Genomic DNA, 23,285 nt, shown 5'->3' with positions numbered 1-23,285 from the left:
GATCATTCGAAGTACTTTTGAATTGACCCTTTTTTACGCATATAAGGATACAAAGGAAGTGGGTTCGCATTTAAAACCTTCCCTTTTGCGGGAAGACTACGCCTTTTTTTCAACTTCCTGATTAATCCAAGTATACCCATTGAAGGGTTGCTGGAAAATAGTACAGCTGAGCCATTATCGCTCAAGCTAGACAGGAGTTTGTCATAGCTATTCATGTCGTATTGATAGCCCAAATGATGAATATTCTTTATAAAATTCAGGTTGCTCTTTAGTAGCTCCTGCTGTAGGTGGTTAGCAGGGGTGGCTGAGATAATTTGCTGTTTAAAGGTTTGCTCATCTGGTAAAGTACTAACCACCACTTCCTCCAGTTCAACAGATGAAGGTATAAGTGTGATCGTTACCATTTGGTCTGTATCACTTTCGCTTAGGAAGGTTTTTTTATTGTATCCAATATGTGAAATCTGGATAAGTGTTCCTTTTTTTACCCAAATTGAAAACGCACCTTTTTCATTACTTATCGTTTTGTTTTCAGACCAATATAGGTGTGCATTTGCTATGGGTAGCATGGTACTTGCGTCTAATAGCTTGCCCCGAAGTTCAAAATATTCATTTTGTGCCTTTTCGGAAATGGATGGGTTTGATGTGAAAAGCATGGAGACAAGGTAAATTATAGACATGACTAACTTTAGGTTATCAGGGAAAGATCTGATGAATATAGTGCTGTAAATTCAATGAAAACAGTAATTAACACTTGTTAACCTGTTTTTTAACAATATATAAGGTTGTACAAATTTGTTAATTGTGTTGATTGTTTGCTTTGTGTGATCACGACAGCTCTTTTTCTTAGTCCTCAGGATTATTTTTTATAGAATTACAATAGGCTAATTTAAATTTGTAATTTTAGGTACCGAATAAATTCATGAAAACAAACCTTTAAACCTGAATAAAACAGTTATGGCAAAGATATTTTTAACATTCGTACTAGCCATTTTTGGGGCTGGTATCCAAGCCCAAACCTGGGAAACGCTAGCTCCTCAGACGAGTTGTACAAACCGACATGAATGTTCCGGTGCAGCTGTCAACGGTAAATTTTATTTAATGGGTGGTAGGGGCGAAAAGCCTGTTGAAGTATTTGATCCTGTCAGTGGAAACTGGACAAAATTAGGAAATGCCCCTTTTGAAATGCACCATTTTCAAGCCGTAACCTATAAAAATAATATTTATGTGATAGGAGCATTCACCGGAGGGTATCCTCACGAAATCCCTGTTTCAAATGTTTATATATACAATCCTTTAAGAGATTCCTGGACGCAAAGCCATGAAATCCCAGAGGATAGAAGAAGAGGGGCTGCTGGGTTGGTAGTTCACAACGATAAATTTTACCTCTTGGGAGGTGCTCAAGATGGACATTGGGCAGACAATAGGGATTATTTAGATGAGTATGATCCTTTGACAGGTGAATGGAAAACACTGGCTTCTATGCCTAGGCTGAGGGATCATTTTCAAGCTGTAGTGGTCGATGATAAGTTGTATGCAGTTGGGGGCAGGCGTTCTTTTGCCAAAGAAGGACACGGTTTTGAGTTGACCTATCCAGAATTGGATGTTTATGATTTTAAGACGGATTCCTGGAATACATTATCAGAACATCCTCTACCTACTGAAAGGGCAGGCAGCACCACTGTTCCATACAAAGGAGGTTTCTTGGTCATAGGAGGTGAAAGTGATGTTCAAGTAAAAGCTCACAGTGAGGTAGAATACTACCATCCGGTAAAGGGGTGGAGTTTACTGAATCACTTAAACAGAGGGAGGCATGGATTTCCTGCTGTGTTTATCAAAGACGCCCTATACCTTGCAGCAGGTTGTGGTAATAGAGGAGGCAACCCTGAGTTGGATAGCATAGAAAAACTTGTCATTAAATAACTAGCGGTCTTTGTTGTTGTCAATAAGTACTCAAGATAAACCGGTCAATCTAAAATACGCCCAATGGTAAAAGGAACACATCAGGCATTACATGATGCCAGGAATGAAACTGTCAAAATCTTCATCAATGGTGTTTTTTTTGTTCGGGAGGAAGCGAAATTATCCGTCTTTGATAGTGGCTATTTAGTTGGCGATGGTGTTTGGGAGGCTTTCAGGGTACACAACGGAAAACTGATATTTATAGATCAGCACCTGGACCGACTGTGGCAATCTGCAAAAGTAATAGGAATTAAGCTTCCATTTTCTCGCGATGAGCTGATAGCCAATGTTTACAATACCCTTGAAATTAACGGCATGAAAGACCATATTCATGTTCGGGTCATGATTACCAGGGGTATTAAGAAAACACCTTCTCAAGACCCAAGACTCACCATTTCAGGACCAAATCTTGTGATCATTGCAGAATACAAACAAGCAGACGGAGAAAGCAAAGATCAAGGGATTAGTCTTTACACTAGTGCCATTCGAAGAGGATCTCCAGATTACCTTGATCCAAGGCTAAATTGCCACAGTAAGCTTCATGAGGTGCAAGCGTTGATTCAGGCCATTGAGGCAGGTGCCGATGAAGCACTTATGCTGGATATCAATGGATTTGTCTCTACCTGCAATGCAACGAACTTTTTTATGGTTAAAGGGGATGAAGTATGGACTTCAACAGGGGCCTACTGTATGAATGGAATTACCCGAGGAAATGTGATAAAAGTTTGTGCTCAAAATGGAATAGTTTGCCATCAAAAAAACTTCTCCTTATTTGATGTTTATGGTGCCGATGAAGCCTTTGTAACCGGGACTTTTGGTGGGCTCACGCCAGTGGTCAAAATAGATGGGAAACCTATAGGTTCAGGTGGAGGTTGTGGGCCTGTTACTGCCAATTTACGTCAATTGTACGAAAACCTTGTGGCGCAACAATTACAATAGTGATGGCAAAAGAGAATAATAAAAAGATTTTTCTGTGGTCAGGACCCCGAAATATATCCACCGCTTTAATGTACAGTTTTGCCCAGCGAAGCGATACTTTTGTAGTCGATGAACCGCTGTATGGACATTATCTTAGCCATTCCTCTGCCAAGCCATTTCACCCAGGTGCTGAAGAAATTCTCTCAAAAATGGAAACAGATGGAAAGAAGGTCGTTGAAGGAATGATAGGGCCACAGCAAAAACCTGTTGCTTTCTTTAAGAACATGAGTCACCATTTAATACAGCTTGACTGGCAATTCATGACGGCTGGAGCCAACATTATATTGACTAGGAATCCTGAAGAAATGCTGCTGTCATTTTCTAAAGTTATTGGCCAGCCAGGCATGGATGATGTAGGCTATGCCATGCAATGGAAGTTGATGGAATATTTACAAACCATGCAATTGCCTTTTGTGGTAATTGATGCCAAAAAGGTTTTACTTAATCCTGAAGGTCAGTTACGGAAATTATGTGATTTTTTAAGTCTCCCTTTTAAGGAAGATATGCTGAATTGGGATAAAGGCCCAATACCCGAAGATGGAGTTTGGGCAAAATACTGGTACAATAATGTCCATCTTTCGACTGGATTTCAGCGGTATGAAAAGAAAGAAATGGTCTTTCCTAAGCAATTACTTCCATTATTGCGTGAGTGCCAACCCATTTATGATAGACTGGTAAAGCATGCACTTTAGCATTTTCTGCTGCTTAATACATAGCGAATCCATTCGAAACAATGTATTTATTGAAGAGAGGATTAACCTTCTTATTTAACAATAAATCCTTCAACATTTTGATATTAGATGAATGTTTCCTGAGGTATTAATTATTTGATAATGGAATTTTTAGAACAAAGCATACTGGAGGAAGGTGTTTAAAAATTTGATTTTTTTAAGGGGAGTTGATTATGGATAATTTGGAGATTTATTTAAAAGATTCTTTAAAATACCGAAAAATAAACTGTGCTAAATAAGAATATTTTAGAAACGTTGGGTTGCTTTCTTGCTTTGTCGTGTATTAAAACATAATTTTGATACTTATTCCTTCCGCCTGGGATTTTGAGTGATAAATAAAATTCTCCGGGCTAGCATATCAATAGTTTATACAAATTAGGTACATCTTACAAAATTGAAATAAGTATACAAATGGAAAACGACCAGCCTGTAGAAGTAAATATTACGCCCAAGGGGTTAATCTATTTGCCAGAGACTGCAAAAGGGTTAAAATTTGTCTCAGAAAGTGAAGTTGAAACCTTGTTCTATACTCCTGACGATAGCCCTATTGAAAATCTTAATTATAAGTTTTTATTACCGGCATTAGATAAAATCAAGGGGCAAGATTATGATTATGTCCTAGGTTTCGACCCAGATCTTAGCAGAACAGTAATCGGCTACCCAAATGCTGAAGGTAGATTTTTGGTCTTTAATGCACATCAACAAGCTGCGATTTTCACCCACACGTTCTTGGCAGGGAATTCCTTCCCATCGATGGACGAAGAAAAGACCAAATTGGTGATTAAAGGTGTGGTCCTCTCACAGCAAATTGACAAAATAGTTACAAAAAACAATGGTGCCTATAAGGAATCGCATGCTGGTTATGAAGACTTGAAAGAAAGAATTCTAAGCATGGAAGAAGGATTTGAAGCTTACTTGGCTTTTGATGAGCGAAATCATGTTATCCTTGATCTTGAGAAAGAAAAAAACATTCAATTGCAGCTTTCATTGCTTGAAGAGTTGGTGAAAGATTTGAAAGGTAAAGAAAAAGGCCTTTACGATTTCCATGTTGATTTACAGATCAGGTATAAATTATATGGAGAGAAAACCTTCAATATCACCTCAGAAGGAGAAAATAAAAAAATCTTTGACAGGTTCCGAAACAAACCACCATCCGATGCCATGCATGAGGAGTTGGTAAGTGTTTCTGACTATAAAAAACAACTGTTTTTCAACAAGCTTACAGGACGAAAAAGCGAGCCAGAATTAAGACAAATGGACATGGTTCAGTTGGATTACAGCAGTGGTCTTAAGATTAGCGCTGAGCTTACAGAAGGGGGAACTAAACTCTTTTTGCACCTAAGTGACTATACAGATTGTTACAATAAAGATTCATTCGCATCTGCTAGAAAAGGAATCAATGACCGCCTTTTGAAAATAGTGGTTTCTTTAGGTAAGATGGTGATTGACGTTAATTAAATTCTAATTTTACCTATACTGGTAAAGTCTCCAACATATTCCAGTAATTTCTCTGGGGAAGCTTGGGAAATAGGGTTTAATCCATCCGGATTTAAGAATCGTCCTTAGGTATTTATATAGATAGAAAAAAAGAGCACAAAAGCTGAAGTATTACTAAGCTCTTGTGCTCTTTTTTGACCTATTCCTCAGTGTTTTCCTCTTTTTTAATTCTATCGTCCTCATCGTCAGGGTATTCATCTTTTCTCGGTGGGCGAGGGCCATCACCAGAAGTTCCTGGTGTAGATCGATTAGTACCTTTATCTACGTCATCTCTTTTTTTCCCAAATAAGAGATGGGTTGGTATGCTTGATATTAATGACTGGCTTAAATTCATGGTTTTGCTGTTAAGTTTAATAAATGATTTTGCTAAAATCATGCCATTTTATTGCGGATGTTCCGAAGAAAAAGATGGGGAACCTTCCACAGCCATCTTCAGTTAGGGTAAATTGTTTGTAATTCATTTGCTTTCCCAATTAATTATAGCCAAAAATGGGAAGGATTGATTATTAATGAATAATTTGAGGTTTCAAATGGAAGGGATGAAAATTAAAGCGAGGCATTGCCTCTTTTTAATAAATTGAGAGGATAGCAGCTATTTATTAAATAAAGCAAACAATTAAACAAAAAGCCACATCATTTATGGTAAATATTGAAGGACGCGAATTCAATTGGATGAACCCACCTCATGTCTGGTCAGAAGACAGTGGGAAGCTGCACTTAAAGACAGATGCAGAAACAGATTTCTGGAGAAAGACCCATTATGGTTTTATTAGTGAAAGCGGCCATTTTTTACATACTGTCCAATCTGGAGATTTTGAATTTTTACTACAATTTTCAGGGAAATATACAGACTTGTATGATCAGGCGGGGCTTATGCTTTTTCTAGACAAAGAGAACTGGATTAAAGCAGGGGTTGAATATGTAGAGGGCGTCCAGAATGCAAGTGCCGTCGTAACAAGAGATTGTTCCGACTGGTCCGTCGCAGCAATTGAGGGGATGCCTGAGACCTTTTATATCAAAGCCAAACGTGGCAAAGATTATGTAGAGGTGAGTTACAGTTTGGATGGTTCCTCCTTTCAGTTATTAAGACAAGCATATTTCACACCTTCACCTTCCCTACAAGTTGGCTTTATGGCTGCTTCGCCTAAAGGAGCAGGATTTGAGGTCAATTTTGATCATTTTAAGATAAAAGAAATCATCCAGGAATAGGCTATTTTACAGTCTTTGAGGAAGTTCCAATTAGGTGGTTTTGATGCGTATTTGTTCTTTCCAAAATATAATTGGCGATTTTTTCGCCTTGTTGCATCCCTACCTCTATGGCATCTCTGAAATGTATGCCGCCATATAATCTTGATATTGCCGCCTCACTTGATGCCTCGAGAAAAGAATCGAATGCTCGCTCCGGAAGGCCAAAGAACACCTCTGAAGTATCTATGAATTTAAAATTTTCCCCAAAATAGGAAGTCAGCAAAACGGCAGAGGTTTTTGATATCACACTATGTCCACTTGTATATTCAGGAAAAGGAGGTGTTTGAAGTATAGGGCGCCATGTATCGTCTATGAGCTGGTTGATAGCTGTTAGGGGTCTTATGCGGTCACTCCTATACTTCTCGTCCCAGCAGCTGATAAAGGCATCATGTAGTCCCATGGCTACCAGGGTGTGGATGTATAGGCTTTCCTCAAAGCCCAGTCCTGCTTTCTGACTTGCTATCCCAGTAATTCCCATCCAATGACCCCCTGGTGAAATTTTCTTAAGCCCTATGGCCATGTGTCCACTATAAGAGACATTAAAAGGGTTGCAGTCCCAAAAATTTGCGATAAGTTTTTGTTCCTCGGTCAATTGTGTAGTGACTTCATAAACTTCCGTCAATTGGGTAAAAAAAGAACTGTTTTTGTCTTCTGAATATTCAGCAGGTGCCGGTGGGCTGAAAGAAGGTAGGTTTTCCAAAAAGAAAGGGCGGATTGTACGCCAGTCCGGATCTATAGCCGCCAAGTAAGCGGGAGGGGTTGGATACCACTTGCCTTGTCCTTTAGTAGGGCTGTAGCGCTTGAGAGTACTAAGTTGTAGGTAACCGTCCTCTTTAGCATAATTCAATACTACTGTCGCAATATTTTCGGCATAAATGATGCTCCGTTTTATCTCTTTCTTTTTAATAAGCTTTTCTTTCGAATATTGACTTATCAGGGTTTCTTGAGCACTAGTTAGTTTTTTTCCAGAAGGCATTATGTTTTTGCCTACCTCTAGCATCGCATAAGTGCTCGCAAAGGCTAAATTTATATTTTCTTTTTCAAGTTTTAAAGTAGGTTCTAGGTTAGCAATTGGGCTTTGGAGGTGTTTGATTAGCGTGGCATTGTTAAGATTTTCAGTATCATGGTACACAAGATAGGCTGCCAGAAGAGAATAGCCATAAAACCTGGCAGCTCCAGGAGGGCTTGTGACGTCTGTGACCATGACATCTGTAATGGAAAAAAGATGTTCAATCATTTTGTCCCTAGCAAAAAAATCCTTTTCAGTAGTGGATATTTGCGCAAAAAGGGGGGTGGTTAATACTAGGAATAGAAAAGTTAGAATATATGGGTTTTTGCCTTTTGACATATTTGTTACAGTTGTGTTTTTAAATATATTCAAAAAATGAATAAAGCTCAACATCGAAAGGCCCAATAGGAGGATAAAAGCCACCTATGGATTTTAATTGATATGTTTTCCAAGTGTAGGTTGATCAACACCTTCCAATCAATGGGGATTTGCAATTCCCTCTAAGAAAGCAGATTGAAGGGTATTTGGATAAAGGTTACCAGGAAATAATTCTTTTATATCAGCCTAGCTTTAGCCTTTTTTAAACCAGTGGATTTGGAATATTTAAATTTTCTTCGCTGTTGATCAGGTACTTATTCTCCTCTACAAGGGATATGGCACCTAAAATAGCTGAATCATTTGTTGAGGAAACATAGATTTTTAAGTTTCCAGAAATAGGTAGGTAAGGAAATGCACCGATGACTTCCTGAACCCCTTTTTCAAAGTAGGGGAAGGCTTTTCTAATAGAGCCCCCAATCACAATGGCCTCGGGTGCAAAAGTTAATAATAAACGGTAAATTAGAGCCCCGATATGTTTTCCGAATTCGTAAAAGATAGCAATGGCCTCATCGTCCCCAGCGCTTGCTTTTATGGAGAGTTTTTTAGCACTTATTTTATACCTTTCTTTAAAAAATTTACTTCCACAATAGTCTTCAAAGGTACCGTCGAGGTATGGTATTGCTCCCCATTCTCCAGCCCCGCATAGCCTTCCTGTGTACAGGTGACCATTGGCAATTATTCCAGTTCCGATACCAGTTCCGAGCGTGATACCAATAACATGTTTGTGTATTTTGGCTTCTCCGAATTTATACTCTCCCAAGGCAAAGCAATTGGCATCATTATTAATGGCAACGGGAATTCCGAATCTTTCCTCTAAATATTCCTTAAGGTTAACATAGTCGAAAGAAGGGATATTGGCTAAATTATATATTATTCCATGAATGGGATCAACCAATCCGGGGATACCTATTCCAATGGCTTTTAGGTCGAAATGTTTGTATGCAGCAATCTGTTGAGAAATGGTTTCCAAGATTTCCTCTTTAGGAGCATTTGCAGGCGTTTTTACTTCTAAGCTTTCTATTAAGCCTCCATTGCTAAATAATCCTGAACTAATTTTTGTACCCCCTATATCCAATCCAAGAACCATATTGTTACCTTTCATTTTACTCCCAAATCCCAGGTTTACCCTGATTAATTTTAATGTATCCTGTCCAAATACTTGGATAGGACTTTTCAGGCGATCAGCCTGCCTGAGGCATATTGAAATATCAAGCACACCTGTGATGAATTTATCACAGGTGTACTTGATAAATATTTATTTAATTAAAGCATACCTTCCGTAGACTTCTCTAACTCTCTTGCCTCAATCAAGAAATCTTCAACTTCCATTTCTCTGAAAAAGATCAGGCCATGGCTTGATCTTACTTTGGCAGATTGATGCTGGTAGAAATAATTTTTACCTAGTAGAAGTTGAACATCACTAAGCTGGTCTACCCAAGTATTTTTGGCTAGCGTACTAAATTTCCCATTATGGGCGTAGCTTGGGAATGAAGCATTTACCTGGCTCATGTAACAGTTTGAGAACGAATCTTCCATTACTGACATGTCTCCTAAAGAAACAGGTACAATTACATTTGATTCAGCAGCATCAAATTTAAACCATACATTTCTGTAGCCTATTACCTTGAAATTACTCAAGTCTTCTTCCAAGCTCCACTGCCTTATAGCTTCTGCTGTTGCTTGTAATACTTTATAATGCGTATCAGGGCCACTGCCTTCAGGGTCTAATGTCAAACTAAGTTTCGTAGGCTTAATTTCTCTTAGCATATTTAGTATAGGTTCTACGTCCCTTTTCTTGTCCGGCTGCTCTGTGAAAATATCACCTGTGTAGAATCCTAGTCTGAGGTGGTGGACATTTTTTACCTGTACACCGAAATGGGCCCATACCAATTCTTCTTCAAACTCCCTGATCATTCCTTTCAAAGTTTGAATGTTCTTAGGGTTTTTTTCACCATCATAAGAATTCTTAAGAACGGTGATGATTTCATTAATTTGCTCCCTAAGCTGTAAGGTAGACTTGATACCGAAGGTGAAGACGATGGCTCTGACCAACCTATGGCAAAGTCCTCTCAGCCTTTCTTCAGCATTGTCAGAAGCGACATTTGTTAAATAATGATACACATCTTTGTCCATCTTTAACTTGTAGCCTGAGGAATAGAAATCTTCAAATTTAACCATTTGAATCCTTCCATTGTCCAGAAATTTTTTGGTGCTCCTAAGTGTCTCTATTACAAAAGTATTTGTTACAGCGGTGAATCCAGAGGTGAGGACTGCAAAATGGGCTTCATTGCTGTTTTCGTGTAGCTGTTTGGTAATTTGAGGCAATATTCCCAAAGAAATATCATCATGATGAGGTCCTGTATGAAGGAATACTTCATTTTTCTCCTCACTCATTCCCCTGTCTATTTTCTCACTAATACTTTTAATTACATTTTTTACAGTATGCTCGTTAAGTCCAGGGATTTGACTGGTGTATTTGTCCTCTTTGAGATCCTCAAGAGTGATTCTATGACCATACCGCTGTAGTTTCTTGCATAGGTCTAAAACCGCACGTTCTGTTTTTGTATCGTTCCATTCACCAGTAAAGTAATATTGGTCTGTACTGTCTGTTAATTTTGATGCAGCCCCTTTAGTGATAAAAAATCTTCCGTTTTTTAATTTCTGCAATACAGTGGCAGGGTACACATTGGTCATTGATAATTCCAATGATTGCTTCACTATTCCAGCCTTGGCTTCTCCTGCGGCTATGATAATGGCAACAGCATCCGGGTTATGGACAATTGTATCTAAGCCTATTGTAATGACTAGACGATTGGCAGATATTTCTATACCACCTAAATCACCTGCTGCTACAGCTTGAGTTTCAAAGTTTGTTTCTGTAAGTCTGGTGGTAGAAAAGATGTCAGAGCCACGTGTATTGAATGCAATATGGCCATCAGGACCTATTCCTCCTACGAAGAAACCAATTCCACCTTTTTCACGAATTTTCGCTTCATACTGTCCACACCATTGATCAATTAGATAGATAGAATCTTGCTGTAATTTTTCTTGTGGCGATTTATACTCTCTAAACCTTAAAGACAAATCAACTTTAGAATCAGGGAAGACCTCCTTGTAGCTTTTCCCTTCTGAAAGAATTATCTCATCACAATTGATAAGTAGTGCTTTTTTAGGGTCCAGACCAAAACCTTCAATATAAAACTTGTTTACATAATGATGGAAACTGTTGTTTTGCGAAGATGAAATCGGATAAAATTCATCTATTTGAACAAAATGAAGGCCTTTTAATACCGGCTTATTGCAATCAATTAAGCCATATTTTTTTCTAATTTCAAGTCCTTTCTTGTCCTCCCAGTTCTCCAGAAGAAATTTTGTCCATTTGATAAAATACTCAGGCGTTTTGCCAGTGGGCAAACTGATTACTCCTTCAGGGTTTGTAGAAACCCATTCTAAGAAGCGGCAGGCTGTAAGTAAGCCTAGCTTAGGGAAATTGTCAACCGCCAAGTAAGGAATTTTGGTGGTGATCTTTTCAATATCAGAATCTTTAAAAAAAGCCTCTTCAGTCTTCGAAAGTGGATAATTCGCTAACATATGCTTGTATCTAATTTGTTTAATCTATTGTGAATTTATGGTGTCCTCAAAAATATGCTCATTAACTATGGCGATGGCCCCTCTAAGCCCTACTTCCATACCTAATTGAGAAAGTTCTATTGAAGTTTTTTCTCTTAATTTGGCCATACTATAAATATTCAAAGCCTGCTGAATAGGTGTAGTGATGTATTGTTTGGCTTCTGCAATTGCTCCGCCTAAAATTATCAATTCGGGGTTTAACAACTGAATTAAAATGGCTATTCCCCTTCCTAAATCTAAACCCACATCAGATAAAATACTTATCGCCCTTTGATCTCCAGCAATCGCTGCCTCCACCACAGTGGATGGTTCAAGGTTCTCTCCTTTACCGTCAGCCAGCTTAGCAAGAATAGAGTCCTTGTCCAGTAGAATTGCTTCTTTGGCCAGTCTTACTACTGCACCACCTGAAGCTACAGATTCTAAACAGCCTCTTTTGCCACAAGTGCAACTTATTTCCTTTGCATCAAATAAAGGTGAATGGCTAAATTCACCAGCAAAACCAGAATAACCTCTATACAGTTTTTCATCTATAATGATTCCAAGACCGATACCCCAATCAACAAAGATGCCCATCACATTTTTATTGATTCCTTTATTGGCAAACTTAAACTCAGCAAGCGTTTTTGCCCTAGCGTCGTTTTCAATAAATACTTTTCGCCCAAATTTATCTTCCAATTGTTCCCTTAAGGTCTTTTTGCCAGACTTCAAGTAAGTATGATTTACCCCAGAAACACTGTCTACTAATCCTGGCATACTTATGCCAACGGCTATTACTTTTTCTTCAGGAATTCCTGATGAATTTATGATTTTCATTGAAAAATCATAAATGGCATCTAAAGTTTCTAATTCATTGTTAAGCGATAACTTAATACTGCTTATTTTGCTAACTTTTTCATTTTTAGTGTTATAAATGGCAGCCTTTGCTCCAAATCTATTCAAATCTATGCCCAAAATATAAAAGGAATCTGGTGCAAGTCCGTACAGGTCAGGTTTTCTTCCTCCCTGGGATTGGCCTCTCCCTTCTTTAATAATTATCTGCTCATCTAATAAGTCAGTCAATAAAAGATTAACTGTAGGTAAACTAATTCCCACTAATTGGCATATATTGCTCGCAGTATTATTGCCTAGAGTATATAACTCCTTAACAATTTTAAGTTTATTGATATAGTTCTTAATTTCAACTACACCTTCCTTCTTATCCAGTACTATTTTCGGGTCTATTAAATTCATGGGATAAAATTTGATGCAAAATAATAAAAATTTTAATTAATTAAGGCAACTTATTTAAAAAAATCTACATTTTCAAATAAGATCGTAATAATGTTAGCGGTTACTCTCTGTCAATATTTCTCAATATAAAGTGAGGAATAGACATTTAACCATTTTTTAATAGTTTTTTTGAAATTCAAATTATTTATAAATTAACTAAAGCCAAGCTATTTTTCGAAAAAAAATAATCATGTTTGTTTCCTTGCTTTATAATCCTGATTATGCAACAAGGTTCAGTTTTGCCTGAGAAGTTTCTTTTGAGGAAAATAATTCCCACCTATTGGCATTGCTGTATTCGATTTAGTTGCGAGTTAAAATAAGAAATAAAAAGTTGTATGAAAAGTAGAAGGAGTTTTATTCAAAAATCATTGCTCTCCTCCCTGATGCTTGCCCCATTTTCAAGGAAGGTAACAGGTATGGGTATTAGTAGCGAATCTTTCATTGAAAAGCCTATTTCTAAACCTCAGGTAATTTCAACATGGAACCATGGTATTGCTGCAAATGACAAGGCCTGGGAAATTTTATCTACCAATGGAAATATTCTGGATGCAGTAGAGGAAGGGGTGAAAGTGACAGAAATTGACAAAAGTGTATTTTCAGTAGGGCTTAATGGTATTCCAGATAGAGAAGGTATTGTAACTCTTGATGCTTCAATAATGAAAGGAGATGGTTCCTGTGGTGCTGTGGCTTTCGTAAGGCAAGTTAAACATCCCATAACGCTTGCTAGGAAAGTGATGGAGAAAACGCCTCATGTACTATTGGTGGGAGAAGGCGCTAGACAGTTTGCATTGCAAGAAGGAATGCCTCTTGAGGAAGAAGTGTTAAGCTTAAAAGCAAGAAAGGCTTATAACGAATGGAAAATTAAAGCAAAATATCAACCGATTATAAATGTTGAAAACCATGACACAATCGGAATGATTGGAATAGATGCTGCTGGTGAAATGGCCGGATCTTGTACCACAAGCGGGTTGGGGTATAAAATGCATGGAAGGGTTGGAGACAGCCCAATAATAGGGGCAGGCCTTTTCGTTGATGGAGAAGTTGGCGCTGCTACTGCTACGGGCTTGGGAGAGGATGTGATTCGTATATGCGGGGCATTTCTTATCGTAGAATTAATGCGACAAGGTAGAACACCGCAAGAGGCCTGTGAGGAAGCCGTGAAACGTGCGGTAGCGAAAAGTAAGGATGTGAACAATATCCAAATAGGCTTCTTGGCATTAAATAAGGAGGGAGCGTTCGGCGCATTCTCCATCCAACCTGGATTTAACTATGCTCATCACAATAGCAATAGGCAAGCGCTTGTTGATTCAAAAAGTTGGTTTTAACAATCACTGTTATGAATAAAAAAAATATTTTGCTAGAATCTCCAGTTTACACCTTAGAGGCAGCGATGCTTGCTGCTGAAAATGGTGCAGATCGCCTGGAACTTTGTTCGGATTTTGGGGAAGGGGGTACTACTCCAAGTTTAGGTTTATTTAAAGTAATAAAAAGGAAAGTCACAGTACCTGTGGTTGTGATGATCAGACCCAGGGGTGGAGATTTTGTCTATAGTAAATCAGAAATCGAGGTCATGAAAGAAGACATCAAGGCTTTTTTGGAGCACGGTGCCGATGGTTTTGTTTTTGGAATCTTGGATAAACAGGGTAAAATAAATTCTTCCGAATGTCAAAATTTAATCCAAGTTGCAGGTGGCAAGCCATGTACTTTCCACAGGGCTTTCGATCTTGTTCAAGATAAAGTCACTGCCTTAGAGGAGATTGTAGCGTTGGGCTTTAAAAGAATACTGACATCAGGTGGAGAAAATAGGGTAAAGGAAGGATTGCCTGTATTGCTTGAGTTACTCGATAAGGCAAATGATAGGATAATTATACTTCCTGGTGGTGGTTTGATGTTGAACGATATTTCCCATTTAAGTAAGGAAGGGAGGCTGAAAGAAATTCATGTTTCTTGTAAGAAATTTCGTCCATCTTCCATGAAGAATGCGAATGGACATTTAAAACTTTCTCAAGTGGAAGAAACCGAAGGAATGGTGCTGACGGTGGATACTGAATTAATGAAAGAGGTTGTAGGCTTTCTTAGAAAGCTTTAATCTAAAGAAATGACTGATGCTTTTTAAATTCTATTCGATTTTGGAGCAATTTAGTTTTCTGGCGCTAATTTTTATCGTAGTTGAAGGGTGATTTTTATTGCTAAATCCAGCTAAATATCAACTCAAATAATCTACTGAGCCATTATTTCCGCTCTGATAGATTTCTCTGAAATGTTTTATCTGGTTAAATAAAGCGTCATAAGCGGCCCAATTATCTTGTACTAGATAATTCACATAACCATTGTTTTATTTTATTACTTGGGTTTTTAAAGGGCTAATAATTTGTTTTTTTGGGATTTAAATGATATATTAAACCCTCAATAAACCCTATAAAAACATGGTAAAAAGTTTCCAGGGGGTAAGAATGGCCCCAACAAAAATCAGTGACCAGCCATTTTTGGTACAGGATTTCATGACAGCGAATTTAATTACTTTCAGGCCGGAGGATACCATAGATCATGTGATCACTGTTCTCACCAGAAAAAGAATTTCAGGTGCTCCGGTGGTGGATGCCGATGGGAGGTTAGTGGGTATGATTTCAGAGGGTGATTGTCTTAAAGAAATAATTAAAGGTCAATACACCAATACCCCTAAATTTCCTGCCGCTGTATCTGAGCACATGACAACGCAAGTATTTACTCTACCTCCTGACATTTCAATATTTGATGCTGCAGATAGGTTTTTGACGATGAAAATAAGAAGATTTCCAGTAGTCAAAGACGATAAAATTATAGGTCAAATAAGTGTTAGTGATATTGTAAGGGCCATGCCCAAGTTAAAGGCTTCTACTTGGTAGAAGAAGCAGCAGTTTTGGAATTGAAAATATAACCTAACATAAATTAAAATTAATTAACCCTTCCTGAGGCACTGATTGTCTCAAGTTACGGAAGGGTTATTGCTTTTATTAGAGCTAAATATATCCAACCAGAGAATAGACCACTATTCCCACCCATTCTTTTGTCAATTTGTGCCATACCATAATGCCTTCCAGCCCAGGCTGAACAATCGATTTAAAATTGGCATTTGGTTTTTTTCCATAAAAATCTACTGGAAAAGTATCAGGATGAAGGCCTACCTTGTTAAAGCATGCTTCCGCCCTTTTCATGTGAAAAGCCGATGTTATTAGTAAAAATTGGTTGGTCTGGCCCAAATCAATTTCACCTGATGTAATTATTTCTTCACTAAATAATGCGTTTTCATAGGTATTGACCGCCTTAGTTTCTACGATTATATCCCTTGCTTCTACACCTGCCCAAATCATAAAATCCCTTAAGGATTCTGCTTCTGAAAGTGGATGAACCGGATTAAAACCAAGTCCTCCAGAAATCAAAATTTTCTTAATTTTTCCCATCTTGTACAGTTGTACTGTATGTGTAGCCCTATCAGCACCTCGTGAAAAATAAGTACGGTCCTTGGGTAGTTTATCTATATGTGTAACCCCAGTAAGGACTACCCCTAATTGATAATTAGGCAAGGATGCAAAATCCTTCACCTCTGGTTCCCAATTGTAAATTATCAGATTGGACAAATAGGAATTTGAAAAAAACAGAAGCAATACTATACCAGCTAGCATTGTATTCTTTCCCCAAGATTTTTTCATAAAAAAATAGCCTAATACAATAAGAATCAGACAGATGTTAAAGGGCATTATTAAAAAACTGAATAGCTGAGAAATATAAAAAAACATTTTATTTTCGATTTGGGTATGAAAAAGGGAACTTCACCTAGATTTCAAACCCAAAAATATTCATTATTTAGCTATAGTCTGAAACTTTTCTTCATAACTTCACTTAGCACGAAATGGTAAAGTGTCAATTTTGTGTCATAAATTCCTTAAAAGATTGAGTTAAATGATCACAGAAACGCCCTTACAAATCTATAAATCATCCGCTGGGTCGGGTAAAACCTATACCCTTACTACCTCCTACCTCAAATTAGCCCTTGAATCTCCAATGGCATTTAAGCGAATTCTGGCAGTCACTTTTACCAATAAGGCAACACAGGAGATGAAGGACCGAATCATCAATGAGCTGAAAAGACTTAAAAATGGTGTGGATGAGTCTGAGACTATGGACAAAGAGCTTTTGGAAAAGTGGCAGCTAAAACCTAATGAGTTGTCTAAGAGGGCTGGAGAAGTCCTTTCGGCAATCCTTCATGATTTCGGATCTTTTTCTGTGAGCACCATTGATAGTTTTTTCCAGAAAGTAATCAGGGCCTTTGCAAGAGAAATTGACCTTCAAGCCAAATTTGATGTAGAAATGGATCTTGATGGTGTAATGGCGCGAATGGTGGATAGGTTAATGCTTCGTGTGGCAGATGATCCTGAACTGCATAAATGGATGGTTGAATTTTCCATAAGTAAGATTACCGAAGGCAAGTCATGGGATGTAAGAAAATCTGTAGAAGATCTTGGGAAGAAGATCTTTCTGGAGGATTTTAAAATGGTTCAAAAGGAGGTCAATGTGTTTTTAGAGAATCCTGAAACGTTTAAAACTTTCAAGAACTTTATTTTTGAACAAAAGCAAGTGATTATTGACAAAACCTTAGAGTTAAAGTCATCTGCTCAAACGATTAGGAATAAAAACGGACTGGTATGGGAAGATTTTTCTGGAGGAACCAGATCATTTAGTAAAAAATTTGACCAATTAGGGGATCATAATGAGCCTGTGCCTACACTCACTGGTCCTCAAGAAAAACTGTTGCTTGGTCCAGAGGGATGGTATACCAAAACAAGCAAGTCGAAAGCCGCAATTGAGTCAGCTTATTATGAAGGTCTAGGGGAGATAATGCATCAATTTGAACCAATGAAAAAGCATTGGAACACCTTGGATGCGATCTCTAAGAACCTGTACACTTTTGGCCTATTTGGTTACCTTCTTCGGGAATTGAAAGAACTGAAGGAGGAAGAAAACATGCTTTTGATTTCAGAAACCAATGACTTTCTTAAGTCAATTACCAGTGACAATGATGCTCCTTTTATATATGAAAAAGTAGGCAATCGCTATCAACATTTTCTGCTGGATGAGTTTCAGGATACCTCTGGTTTTCAGTGGGCCAGTTTCCGTCCTCTTTTGCTCAATACCCTATCGATGGGTAAAACCAATTTGGTAGTAGGAGACGTAAAACAATCTATCTATCGCTGGAGAGGTGGAGAAATGCGCTTGCTTATGGAGCAGGTAGAAATGGATCTCGGGCATTTTGGGCTCAATGTGAAAAAGTTGGATACCAATTTCCGGAGTCTACCCAATATTGTTGCTTTTAACAATACATTATTTTTAAAACTGTCTAAATTTTTAAGTGAGCACCTAAAGTCAACACTGGGAGATCCAACAATGGAAATGATAGAGCAGGCCTATGCTGATATCTTACAAAACGTTGCGCCTAAACAAAAAGCGAAAGGGATCAATGGAAAAGTGATGTTGAAGTTTGTAGAGACAGATAAAGAAACCAAATATGAGGATGAAATACTGAGGCTGTTGCCTGGTCAGGTAGAACGCTTATTGGATCAAGGCTATCAATTGAAAGACATCGCTATTCTTGTAAGAAAAAATGGGCAGGCCGCTCAGATTGCGGATGCTTTTATGGCTTATGCGGAGAACAATAAAGGCAACAATTACAGTTATGATGTACTTTCAGATGAAGCATTGTTCCTTACCCGGGCGACGGTAGTGAAATGTCTTTTGGCCGCATTGCAAATAGTAAATGATGCAGAAGATTCTCTTGCTGAAAAAACCTTTTGGATCCAATTGGCAAGGATTAGAAATCTAGCTTTTAACCATGTTTTATTTAAGCAAGATAGCCTGCCAGAAGCCCTCCAAGGATTAAAAGAAAAGCTTTTTAGCGAACTTCCAGCCTTTAGGAAGTTACCTTTAATGGATCTTCTAGAAGCTTTAATTGACCTCATAGGATTGAATGAGGGTAATGGTGAACTTGCTTATTTGTCTGGGTTTAAGGAAGCTGTATTTGATTTTATTGCCAAAAATAGGGCTGATCTCGGCGGGTTTCTCAATTGGTGGGAGCAGCAAGGCTACAAAAGGACCGTGAAAATTCCTGAAGAGTTTAATGCTATTCGCATTCAAACGATCCACAAATCCAAAGGGCTTCAGTACAAGGTTGTTCTATTACCTTATCTGGATTGGAAGTTATTTGATACAGGTAAAGAAAATATCATTTGGACAAAATACGATTGGGATGAAACGTTGCCCCCTGCTATTATTCCCCTCACGTTAAGGTCGCAACTTCATGATTCGGCTTTCTCAAAAGCTTATTTGGAGGAAAATCTCCTGCATCATCTTGACTCACTTAATATGCTATATGTAGCATTCACTAGGGCAGAGGAGGTTCTTCTAGGGATGGTCCCTTTTAATAAACCTAGCAACACCAGAAAATTGACTACTGTAGCAGATCTATTGCGAGAAATCATGAATTTCGAGGTTCAAGGAGAAGGATTATTGAACTTTGAGACCTTTTACAGCAGTGAAAAATTGGAATTTGAACTAGGAGATTGGCATCCAAACATAGCAAAACAAGCTGCTGATACTCCTGCCCAAGCAATGGTATGGAAATATAGACCATGGGAGAAATCCTTGAAGGTCAAGCAAGTATTTGGTGAATTTGAATCCTCTGATATCGTTTCTAAGAGAGAATTTGGCGTATTGGTGCACCGGATAATTGAAAAATCCCAAACCAAAACGGACTTCTTACTTGAGCTTCAAACGATGTATTTTGATGGAGCTGTAACCGATGAGGAAAAGAAATCCTTAGAAATCCAGTTTGATAAACTTTGCCAAGATGCCACATTTAATTCTTGGTTTGATGGTTCAGGAAAAGTCCTTACCGAGCAGGGGATTTTTCTTTCAGGAGGAGAATTTAAGCGACCAGATAGGATTATTTACTATCCGCATGGTATTGAAGTGGTCGATTTCAAAACAGGTGAAGAAAGACCAACTCATAAAAAACAAGTATTGAATTATGTAGCGCTGGTGAAAAGTATTGAAAAGATGAAGGTCGTCAGAGGGTTTATCTGTTATATCGAAAGTGGTTCAATAGTAAAAGTTGTTTAAATGGATGGGTTCTTAAAGCGCACTGCCGCAGATTTATTGCAGAGGGGGATTGACCTTAAAAATATTCAAGTAATACTGCCAAACAGAAGGGCTGGTTTATTCTTTACAAAGTACCTGGGACAGCTGATTACCCAGCCGACTTATATGCCCAAGGTCATAACCATTGAAGACTTTTTCTATGATATTGCCGGTAAGCGGCCTGCTGATAAGCTGACGTTAATTTATGAGTTATATAAAGTCTTTAAATCACTTTCTGGTAGTAACGAAAGTTTTGACCGGTTTTATTTTTGGGGAGAAATGATTCTTAGGGACTTTAATGATCTTGATCAATTTATGGTTAACCCTGAGAAATTATTCATTAACCTCAGAGAACAAAAAATATTGGAGAGCGATTGGAGTTTTCTTTCAACAACTCAAATTGAATTAATACAGGCATTTTGGGCTTCTTTCGAAAGCAGGGATAGGTTTCATCAAGAGAAGTTTCTGAAGTTTTGGGATGTTTTATTTCCATTGTACAATCAGTTTAACAGCTCACTTAAGACTTTAGGATTGGCTTATGGTGGTGGTATTTACCGTGAAGTGGCAGAAAGTTTGGAAAAAGAAGAGTCATCGGAAATTAGGCATGTTTTCGTTGGTTTTAATGCGTTTACTGGAGCTGAGGAGAGGCTTATTAAGCACTATGTCAAAAATTATGGTGCTGAAGTTTTTTGGGACATTGATCAATATTACCTGGACACACTAAACCAAGAGGCGGGTATGTTTTTTAGAGATTACAGGAAAGACAAGATACTAGGACCAACATTTCCTGATACGACTCCAAAACGCATCGACGAAAATAAAAGGAAGGTTCAAACCTATGCTGTACCATTAAAAATTAACCAGGCAAACATGGTAGGTGCAATCCTAGAGGCCATTCCTGAAATAGAACAAAATTGGGAAGAAACAGTAGTTATTTTACCTGACGAACAGCTTCTTTTTCCTGTATTAAATCTTTTGCCAGACAAAGTAAGTAAGGTGAATGTTACCATGGGATATCCAGTAAAGCATACCCCTGTTTTTACCTTTCTGGAGGCCGTTGTGGACCTGCAGAGATTCTTACGGGTTGTAAACGAGGAGGTATTGTTCTATCACAAACCCGTCAAAGAACTTTTGTCCACGGTCTATTTATATGATGCTGCTCCTGAATTTTCAAAAAACCTAATAGAGGATTTTGCACGGACTAATACTTTGTACATTTCCACCTCAACTTTAGAAGCTGGCGGCCCCTTGTTTGCAAAAGTTTTCCAGCAAATGACCACTGAAAACTTAATGGATAACATGTTAGGACTAATCCAAATGCTGGCAGGGCCACTAGAGGAGAATAGTATGGAAAGGACCTATCTTTACCAGTGTTTCAAGCAAATGAACAGGCTCAAGGCAATTGTTGAAAAAGAAATTAAGGAAGAAGTCAATATTACATTCCTTCTTAGAATCTTTCGGCAGGTCTTTGGTGAGATAAAACTTCCCTTTAAGGGGGAGCCACTTGAGGGGCTTCAATTAATGGGAGTACTAGAGTCTAGAAATTTGGATTTCAAAAGAGTTATCATCTGCAATATGAATGAAGGAAGTTTTCCTCCTTCGAGTTCTATGAATTCAATGATTCCTTTTAATCTCCGGAAAGCGTTTGGAATGCCCATGCAAGAGCAAAATGATGCAATTTATGCTTACACTTTTTATAGGCTTTTGCATGAAGCAGAGGACGTTCATTTGCTGTATACTACTGCTGGTAACCAAGGCCAGGTAAGTGAAAAAAGTCGTTATATTCATCAGCTTCAAATAGAAATGAATCGTGAGGGTATTCAAAAGGAGGATAGCATTACCCATATCCCGGTAAATCTGACAGCAACCAGGGCCATCACCATAGAAAAGAATAGCGCTATTATGTCTCATTTAATGAGGTATACCAAGCCTACAAGCGGGGACCGAAAGCCAGTATCCTTTTCACCGTCTGCATTAAATGTATGGCTAGATTGCAGACTTAAATTTTACCTTAATTATATAGCTGGGATAGAAATTCCAGAGGAGGTTCAGGAAGAAGTAGATCCGGCGATTTTTGGAAATCTTGTTCACTTGTCTCTCGAAAACCTTTACATGGGTTTTATAGAAAGGAAAAAGCGTAAAGTTGTATCGGAATCGGATATTGAAGGGCTAAAGGACTTCGTCTACCCAGCGGTTATGAATGCGATCAAACAACAGTATTTTCTGGAAGATAAAGGAAGCCAAAAACTAACAGGTCAATTGGTGATTGCAAGAGATGTATTGCAAAAATATTTGCAAGGAGTTTTGATAAAAGACAAAGAGTCAGCCCCCTTTGAAATTATTTCATTGGAAGCTGGGAGAAAATACAAAGCTTTTGTACCAATAAATACCAATGAGGGAATGGTTAATGTTGCACTTGGAGGCATCATAGATAGGGTGGATCGTATCGGTAACACAATCCGCTTAATTGACTATAAATCTGGCATGGATAATAAAAATTTTAAAAGCATTGAGAGTTTGTTTGACAGAGATGATTCCGAGAGGAACAAAGCTGCAATGCAAACTTTTTTCTATGGTTTATTGTATGAAGCCAATTTCCCTGATAATAAACACTTATTGAAACCAGCTTTGTTTAATTTACGTGAGATTTTCAAAGAAGATTTCAATCCTTATCTGCAGGAAACAATCGGGTATAGGAAAAAGGAGGAAGTGACAAACTACTCAGTGTACAGAGATGATTATGTTGGGCAGCTTAAAAAAACCTTGGAAGAAATATTTGATAAAGACCAAGCTTTTGATCAAACCACTGACATAAAAAAATGTCAGTATTGTCCTTTCACGAATATCTGTTCACGATGATCGGTAATTTATGAAAAATGGTCTTATTTGATTTTGTTATTATTTAGAAAAATTACTCTTAAAGGGGTAAAATCTGTCTTTTTCCTTATTTTTGCGAAAGAACGCATCTATCAATGCAAGGTATGGCTGCTTCGAAGAGGTGTTTGCATTTAATAGGATTTACAAGAAGTTTTAATTCTATTACTGGCGTTTAATCTGTAAAAAGAAATAAAAAAAATTATTTTTCTGATTTACGCCAAAGATTGGCAAGATTTTTTCTGTAATGTAACCTAATAAATCAAGTTATTGGTTTTTTTATTAAAAACGACCCAATTAAAAATTTGCTTGAGTTATCTTTCTGAAAATTAAGGAACATCCAATCCAATATTGCGGTTTAATTGTAGGAATAATTTAAAATAAATTAGAAAATCAAATATTTTAGCATGGGAAAATAGGATTCAAATTTGAATAGGAACTTTCAATTGTTTTGCCCAATAGTGTTTTCCGATTTTTGGGAAAATGAATTTATTATTGAAAAATTCCAATATTGCCTATTTTAAATTAACCCAATTTGAACT

General features: G+C 37.8%; 17 protein-coding genes. 10 read left to right on the top strand and 7 right to left on the bottom strand.

The window, feature by feature from the left end; all coding sequences use genetic code 11:
• Positions 1-2: 2 nt before the first annotated feature.
• Positions 3-677 (bottom strand): carboxypeptidase-like regulatory domain-containing protein, encoded by a 675-nt coding sequence (locus tag AAC073_RS04390; RefSeq protein ID WP_339922629.1) that lies wholly within the window; start codon positions 675-677, stop codon positions 3-5.
• Between the two features lie 277 nt (positions 678-954).
• Between AAC073_RS04390 and AAC073_RS04385 the strand changes: the two genes are divergently transcribed.
• The 4 genes from AAC073_RS04385 to AAC073_RS04370 all read left to right on the top strand — a co-directional run bounded on the left by AAC073_RS04385 (position 955) and on the right by AAC073_RS04370 (position 5,126).
• The gene (locus tag AAC073_RS04385) at positions 955-1,920 is read left to right on the top strand and encodes a galactose oxidase (protein WP_339922628.1); all 966 of its coding nucleotides are present in this window, start codon (positions 955-957) and stop codon (positions 1,918-1,920) included.
• Between the two features lie 63 nt (positions 1,921-1,983).
• Positions 1,984-2,898, top strand: a complete 915-nt coding sequence (locus AAC073_RS04380) for an aminotransferase class IV (protein ID WP_339922627.1) — start codon at positions 1,984-1,986, stop codon at positions 2,896-2,898.
• 2 nt (positions 2,899-2,900) lie between these two features.
• Complete coding sequence (locus AAC073_RS04375; protein ID WP_339922626.1) at positions 2,901-3,629, top strand: sulfotransferase family protein; 729 nt, start codon at positions 2,901-2,903, stop codon at positions 3,627-3,629.
• Between the two features lie 450 nt (positions 3,630-4,079).
• Complete coding sequence (locus tag AAC073_RS04370; RefSeq protein WP_339922625.1) at positions 4,080-5,126, top strand: hypothetical protein; 1,047 nt, start codon at positions 4,080-4,082, stop codon at positions 5,124-5,126.
• Positions 5,127-5,304: 178 nt separating this feature from the next.
• Here AAC073_RS04370 and AAC073_RS04365 read toward each other — a convergent pair whose 3' ends face one another.
• Positions 5,305-5,499, bottom strand: coding sequence for a hypothetical protein (locus AAC073_RS04365; protein ID WP_339922624.1), 195 nt, complete (start codon positions 5,497-5,499; stop codon positions 5,305-5,307).
• Between the two features lie 305 nt (positions 5,500-5,804).
• Between AAC073_RS04365 and AAC073_RS04360 the strand changes: the two genes are divergently transcribed.
• On the top strand, positions 5,805-6,374 hold the full coding sequence (locus AAC073_RS04360) for a DUF1349 domain-containing protein (protein WP_339922623.1): 570 nt from the start codon (positions 5,805-5,807) through the stop codon (positions 6,372-6,374).
• Between the two features lies 1 nt (position 6,375).
• Here the strand turns inward: AAC073_RS04360 and AAC073_RS04355 are convergent, their stop codons facing one another.
• The 4 genes from AAC073_RS04355 to AAC073_RS04340 all read right to left on the bottom strand — a co-directional run bounded on the left by AAC073_RS04355 (position 6,376) and on the right by AAC073_RS04340 (position 12,660).
• Entirely contained in the window at positions 6,376-7,761 is a 1,386-nt protein-coding gene (locus tag AAC073_RS04355) for a vanadium-dependent haloperoxidase (protein WP_339922622.1), read from the bottom strand.
• A 241-nt stretch (positions 7,762-8,002) separates the two neighbouring features.
• Complete coding sequence (locus tag AAC073_RS04350) at positions 8,003-9,016, bottom strand: ROK family protein (protein WP_339922621.1); 1,014 nt, start codon at positions 9,014-9,016, stop codon at positions 8,003-8,005.
• Between the two features lie 47 nt (positions 9,017-9,063).
• The gene (locus tag AAC073_RS04345; protein WP_339922620.1) at positions 9,064-11,391 is read right to left on the bottom strand and encodes a glucosamine-6-phosphate isomerase; all 2,328 of its coding nucleotides are present in this window, start codon (positions 11,389-11,391) and stop codon (positions 9,064-9,066) included.
• Positions 11,392-11,415: 24 nt separating this feature from the next.
• Entirely contained in the window at positions 11,416-12,660 is a 1,245-nt protein-coding gene (locus tag AAC073_RS04340) for an ROK family protein (RefSeq protein WP_339922619.1), read from the bottom strand.
• 374 nt (positions 12,661-13,034) lie between these two features.
• Here AAC073_RS04340 and AAC073_RS04335 point away from each other — a divergent pair, with 374 nt between their 5' ends.
• From AAC073_RS04335 to AAC073_RS04325, 3 genes are all read left to right on the top strand, one after another.
• Positions 13,035-14,024 (top strand): N(4)-(beta-N-acetylglucosaminyl)-L-asparaginase, encoded by a 990-nt coding sequence (locus AAC073_RS04335; protein ID WP_339922618.1) that lies wholly within the window; start codon positions 13,035-13,037, stop codon positions 14,022-14,024.
• Positions 14,025-14,035: 11 nt separating this feature from the next.
• Positions 14,036-14,788 carry a copper homeostasis protein CutC gene (locus AAC073_RS04330; protein WP_339922617.1) on the top strand — a complete coding sequence of 251 codons (753 nt, stop codon included), beginning with the start codon at positions 14,036-14,038 and terminating at the stop codon, positions 14,786-14,788.
• A 337-nt stretch (positions 14,789-15,125) separates the two neighbouring features.
• Positions 15,126-15,584, top strand: coding sequence for a CBS domain-containing protein (locus AAC073_RS04325; RefSeq protein ID WP_339922616.1), 459 nt, complete (start codon positions 15,126-15,128; stop codon positions 15,582-15,584).
• A gap of 114 nt (positions 15,585-15,698) precedes the next feature.
• On the opposite strand, the gene AAC073_RS04320 is transcribed toward AAC073_RS04325, so the two are convergent.
• Positions 15,699-16,388 carry a YdcF family protein gene (locus tag AAC073_RS04320; RefSeq protein ID WP_339922615.1) on the bottom strand — a complete coding sequence of 230 codons (690 nt, stop codon included), beginning with the start codon at positions 16,386-16,388 and terminating at the stop codon, positions 15,699-15,701.
• 250 nt (positions 16,389-16,638) lie between these two features.
• Here AAC073_RS04320 and AAC073_RS04315 point away from each other — a divergent pair, with 250 nt between their 5' ends.
• Together AAC073_RS04315 and AAC073_RS04310 are read left to right on the top strand one after the other, a co-directional pair.
• Positions 16,639-19,851, top strand: a complete 3,213-nt coding sequence (locus tag AAC073_RS04315; protein ID WP_339922614.1) for a UvrD-helicase domain-containing protein — start codon at positions 16,639-16,641, stop codon at positions 19,849-19,851.
• Complete coding sequence (locus AAC073_RS04310; RefSeq protein ID WP_339922613.1) at positions 19,852-22,728, top strand: PD-(D/E)XK nuclease family protein; 2,877 nt, start codon at positions 19,852-19,854, stop codon at positions 22,726-22,728. It abuts the gene before it with no gap.
• The last annotated feature ends 557 nt before the right edge of the window (positions 22,729-23,285 follow it).

This window comes from uncultured Cyclobacterium sp. (genome assembly GCF_963977555.1).
Lineage (GTDB): Bacteria > Bacteroidota > Bacteroidia > Cytophagales > Cyclobacteriaceae > Cyclobacterium.
This window is presented reverse-complemented; position numbering and strand designations above follow the sequence as displayed.

What these genes read in the sequence shown, in the direction of transcription:
- AAC073_RS04390 (WP_339922629.1), bottom strand. Translation starts at nt 677, where the DNA reads ATGTCTATAATTTACCTTGTCTCCATGCTTTTCACATCAAACCCATCC.
- AAC073_RS04385 (WP_339922628.1), top strand. Translation starts at nt 955, where the DNA reads ATGGCAAAGATATTTTTAACATTCGTACTAGCCATTTTTGGGGCTGGT.
- AAC073_RS04380 (WP_339922627.1), top strand. Translation starts at nt 1,984, where the DNA reads ATGGTAAAAGGAACACATCAGGCATTACATGATGCCAGGAATGAAACT.
- AAC073_RS04375 (WP_339922626.1), top strand. Translation starts at nt 2,901, where the DNA reads ATGGCAAAAGAGAATAATAAAAAGATTTTTCTGTGGTCAGGACCCCGA.
- AAC073_RS04370 (WP_339922625.1), top strand. Translation starts at nt 4,080, where the DNA reads ATGGAAAACGACCAGCCTGTAGAAGTAAATATTACGCCCAAGGGGTTA.
- AAC073_RS04365 (WP_339922624.1), bottom strand. Translation starts at nt 5,499, where the DNA reads ATGAATTTAAGCCAGTCATTAATATCAAGCATACCAACCCATCTCTTA.
- AAC073_RS04360 (WP_339922623.1), top strand. Translation starts at nt 5,805, where the DNA reads ATGGTAAATATTGAAGGACGCGAATTCAATTGGATGAACCCACCTCAT.
- AAC073_RS04355 (WP_339922622.1), bottom strand. Translation starts at nt 7,761, where the DNA reads ATGTCAAAAGGCAAAAACCCATATATTCTAACTTTTCTATTCCTAGTA.
- AAC073_RS04345 (WP_339922620.1), bottom strand. Translation starts at nt 11,391, where the DNA reads ATGTTAGCGAATTATCCACTTTCGAAGACTGAAGAGGCTTTTTTTAAA.
- AAC073_RS04340 (WP_339922619.1), bottom strand. Translation starts at nt 12,660, where the DNA reads ATGAATTTAATAGACCCGAAAATAGTACTGGATAAGAAGGAAGGTGTA.
- AAC073_RS04335 (WP_339922618.1), top strand. Translation starts at nt 13,035, where the DNA reads ATGAAAAGTAGAAGGAGTTTTATTCAAAAATCATTGCTCTCCTCCCTG.
- AAC073_RS04330 (WP_339922617.1), top strand. Translation starts at nt 14,036, where the DNA reads ATGAATAAAAAAAATATTTTGCTAGAATCTCCAGTTTACACCTTAGAG.
- AAC073_RS04325 (WP_339922616.1), top strand. Translation starts at nt 15,126, where the DNA reads ATGGTAAAAAGTTTCCAGGGGGTAAGAATGGCCCCAACAAAAATCAGT.
- AAC073_RS04320 (WP_339922615.1), bottom strand. Translation starts at nt 16,388, where the DNA reads ATGAAAAAATCTTGGGGAAAGAATACAATGCTAGCTGGTATAGTATTG.
- AAC073_RS04315 (WP_339922614.1), top strand. Translation starts at nt 16,639, where the DNA reads ATGATCACAGAAACGCCCTTACAAATCTATAAATCATCCGCTGGGTCG.
- AAC073_RS04310 (WP_339922613.1), top strand. Translation starts at nt 19,852, where the DNA reads ATGGATGGGTTCTTAAAGCGCACTGCCGCAGATTTATTGCAGAGGGGG.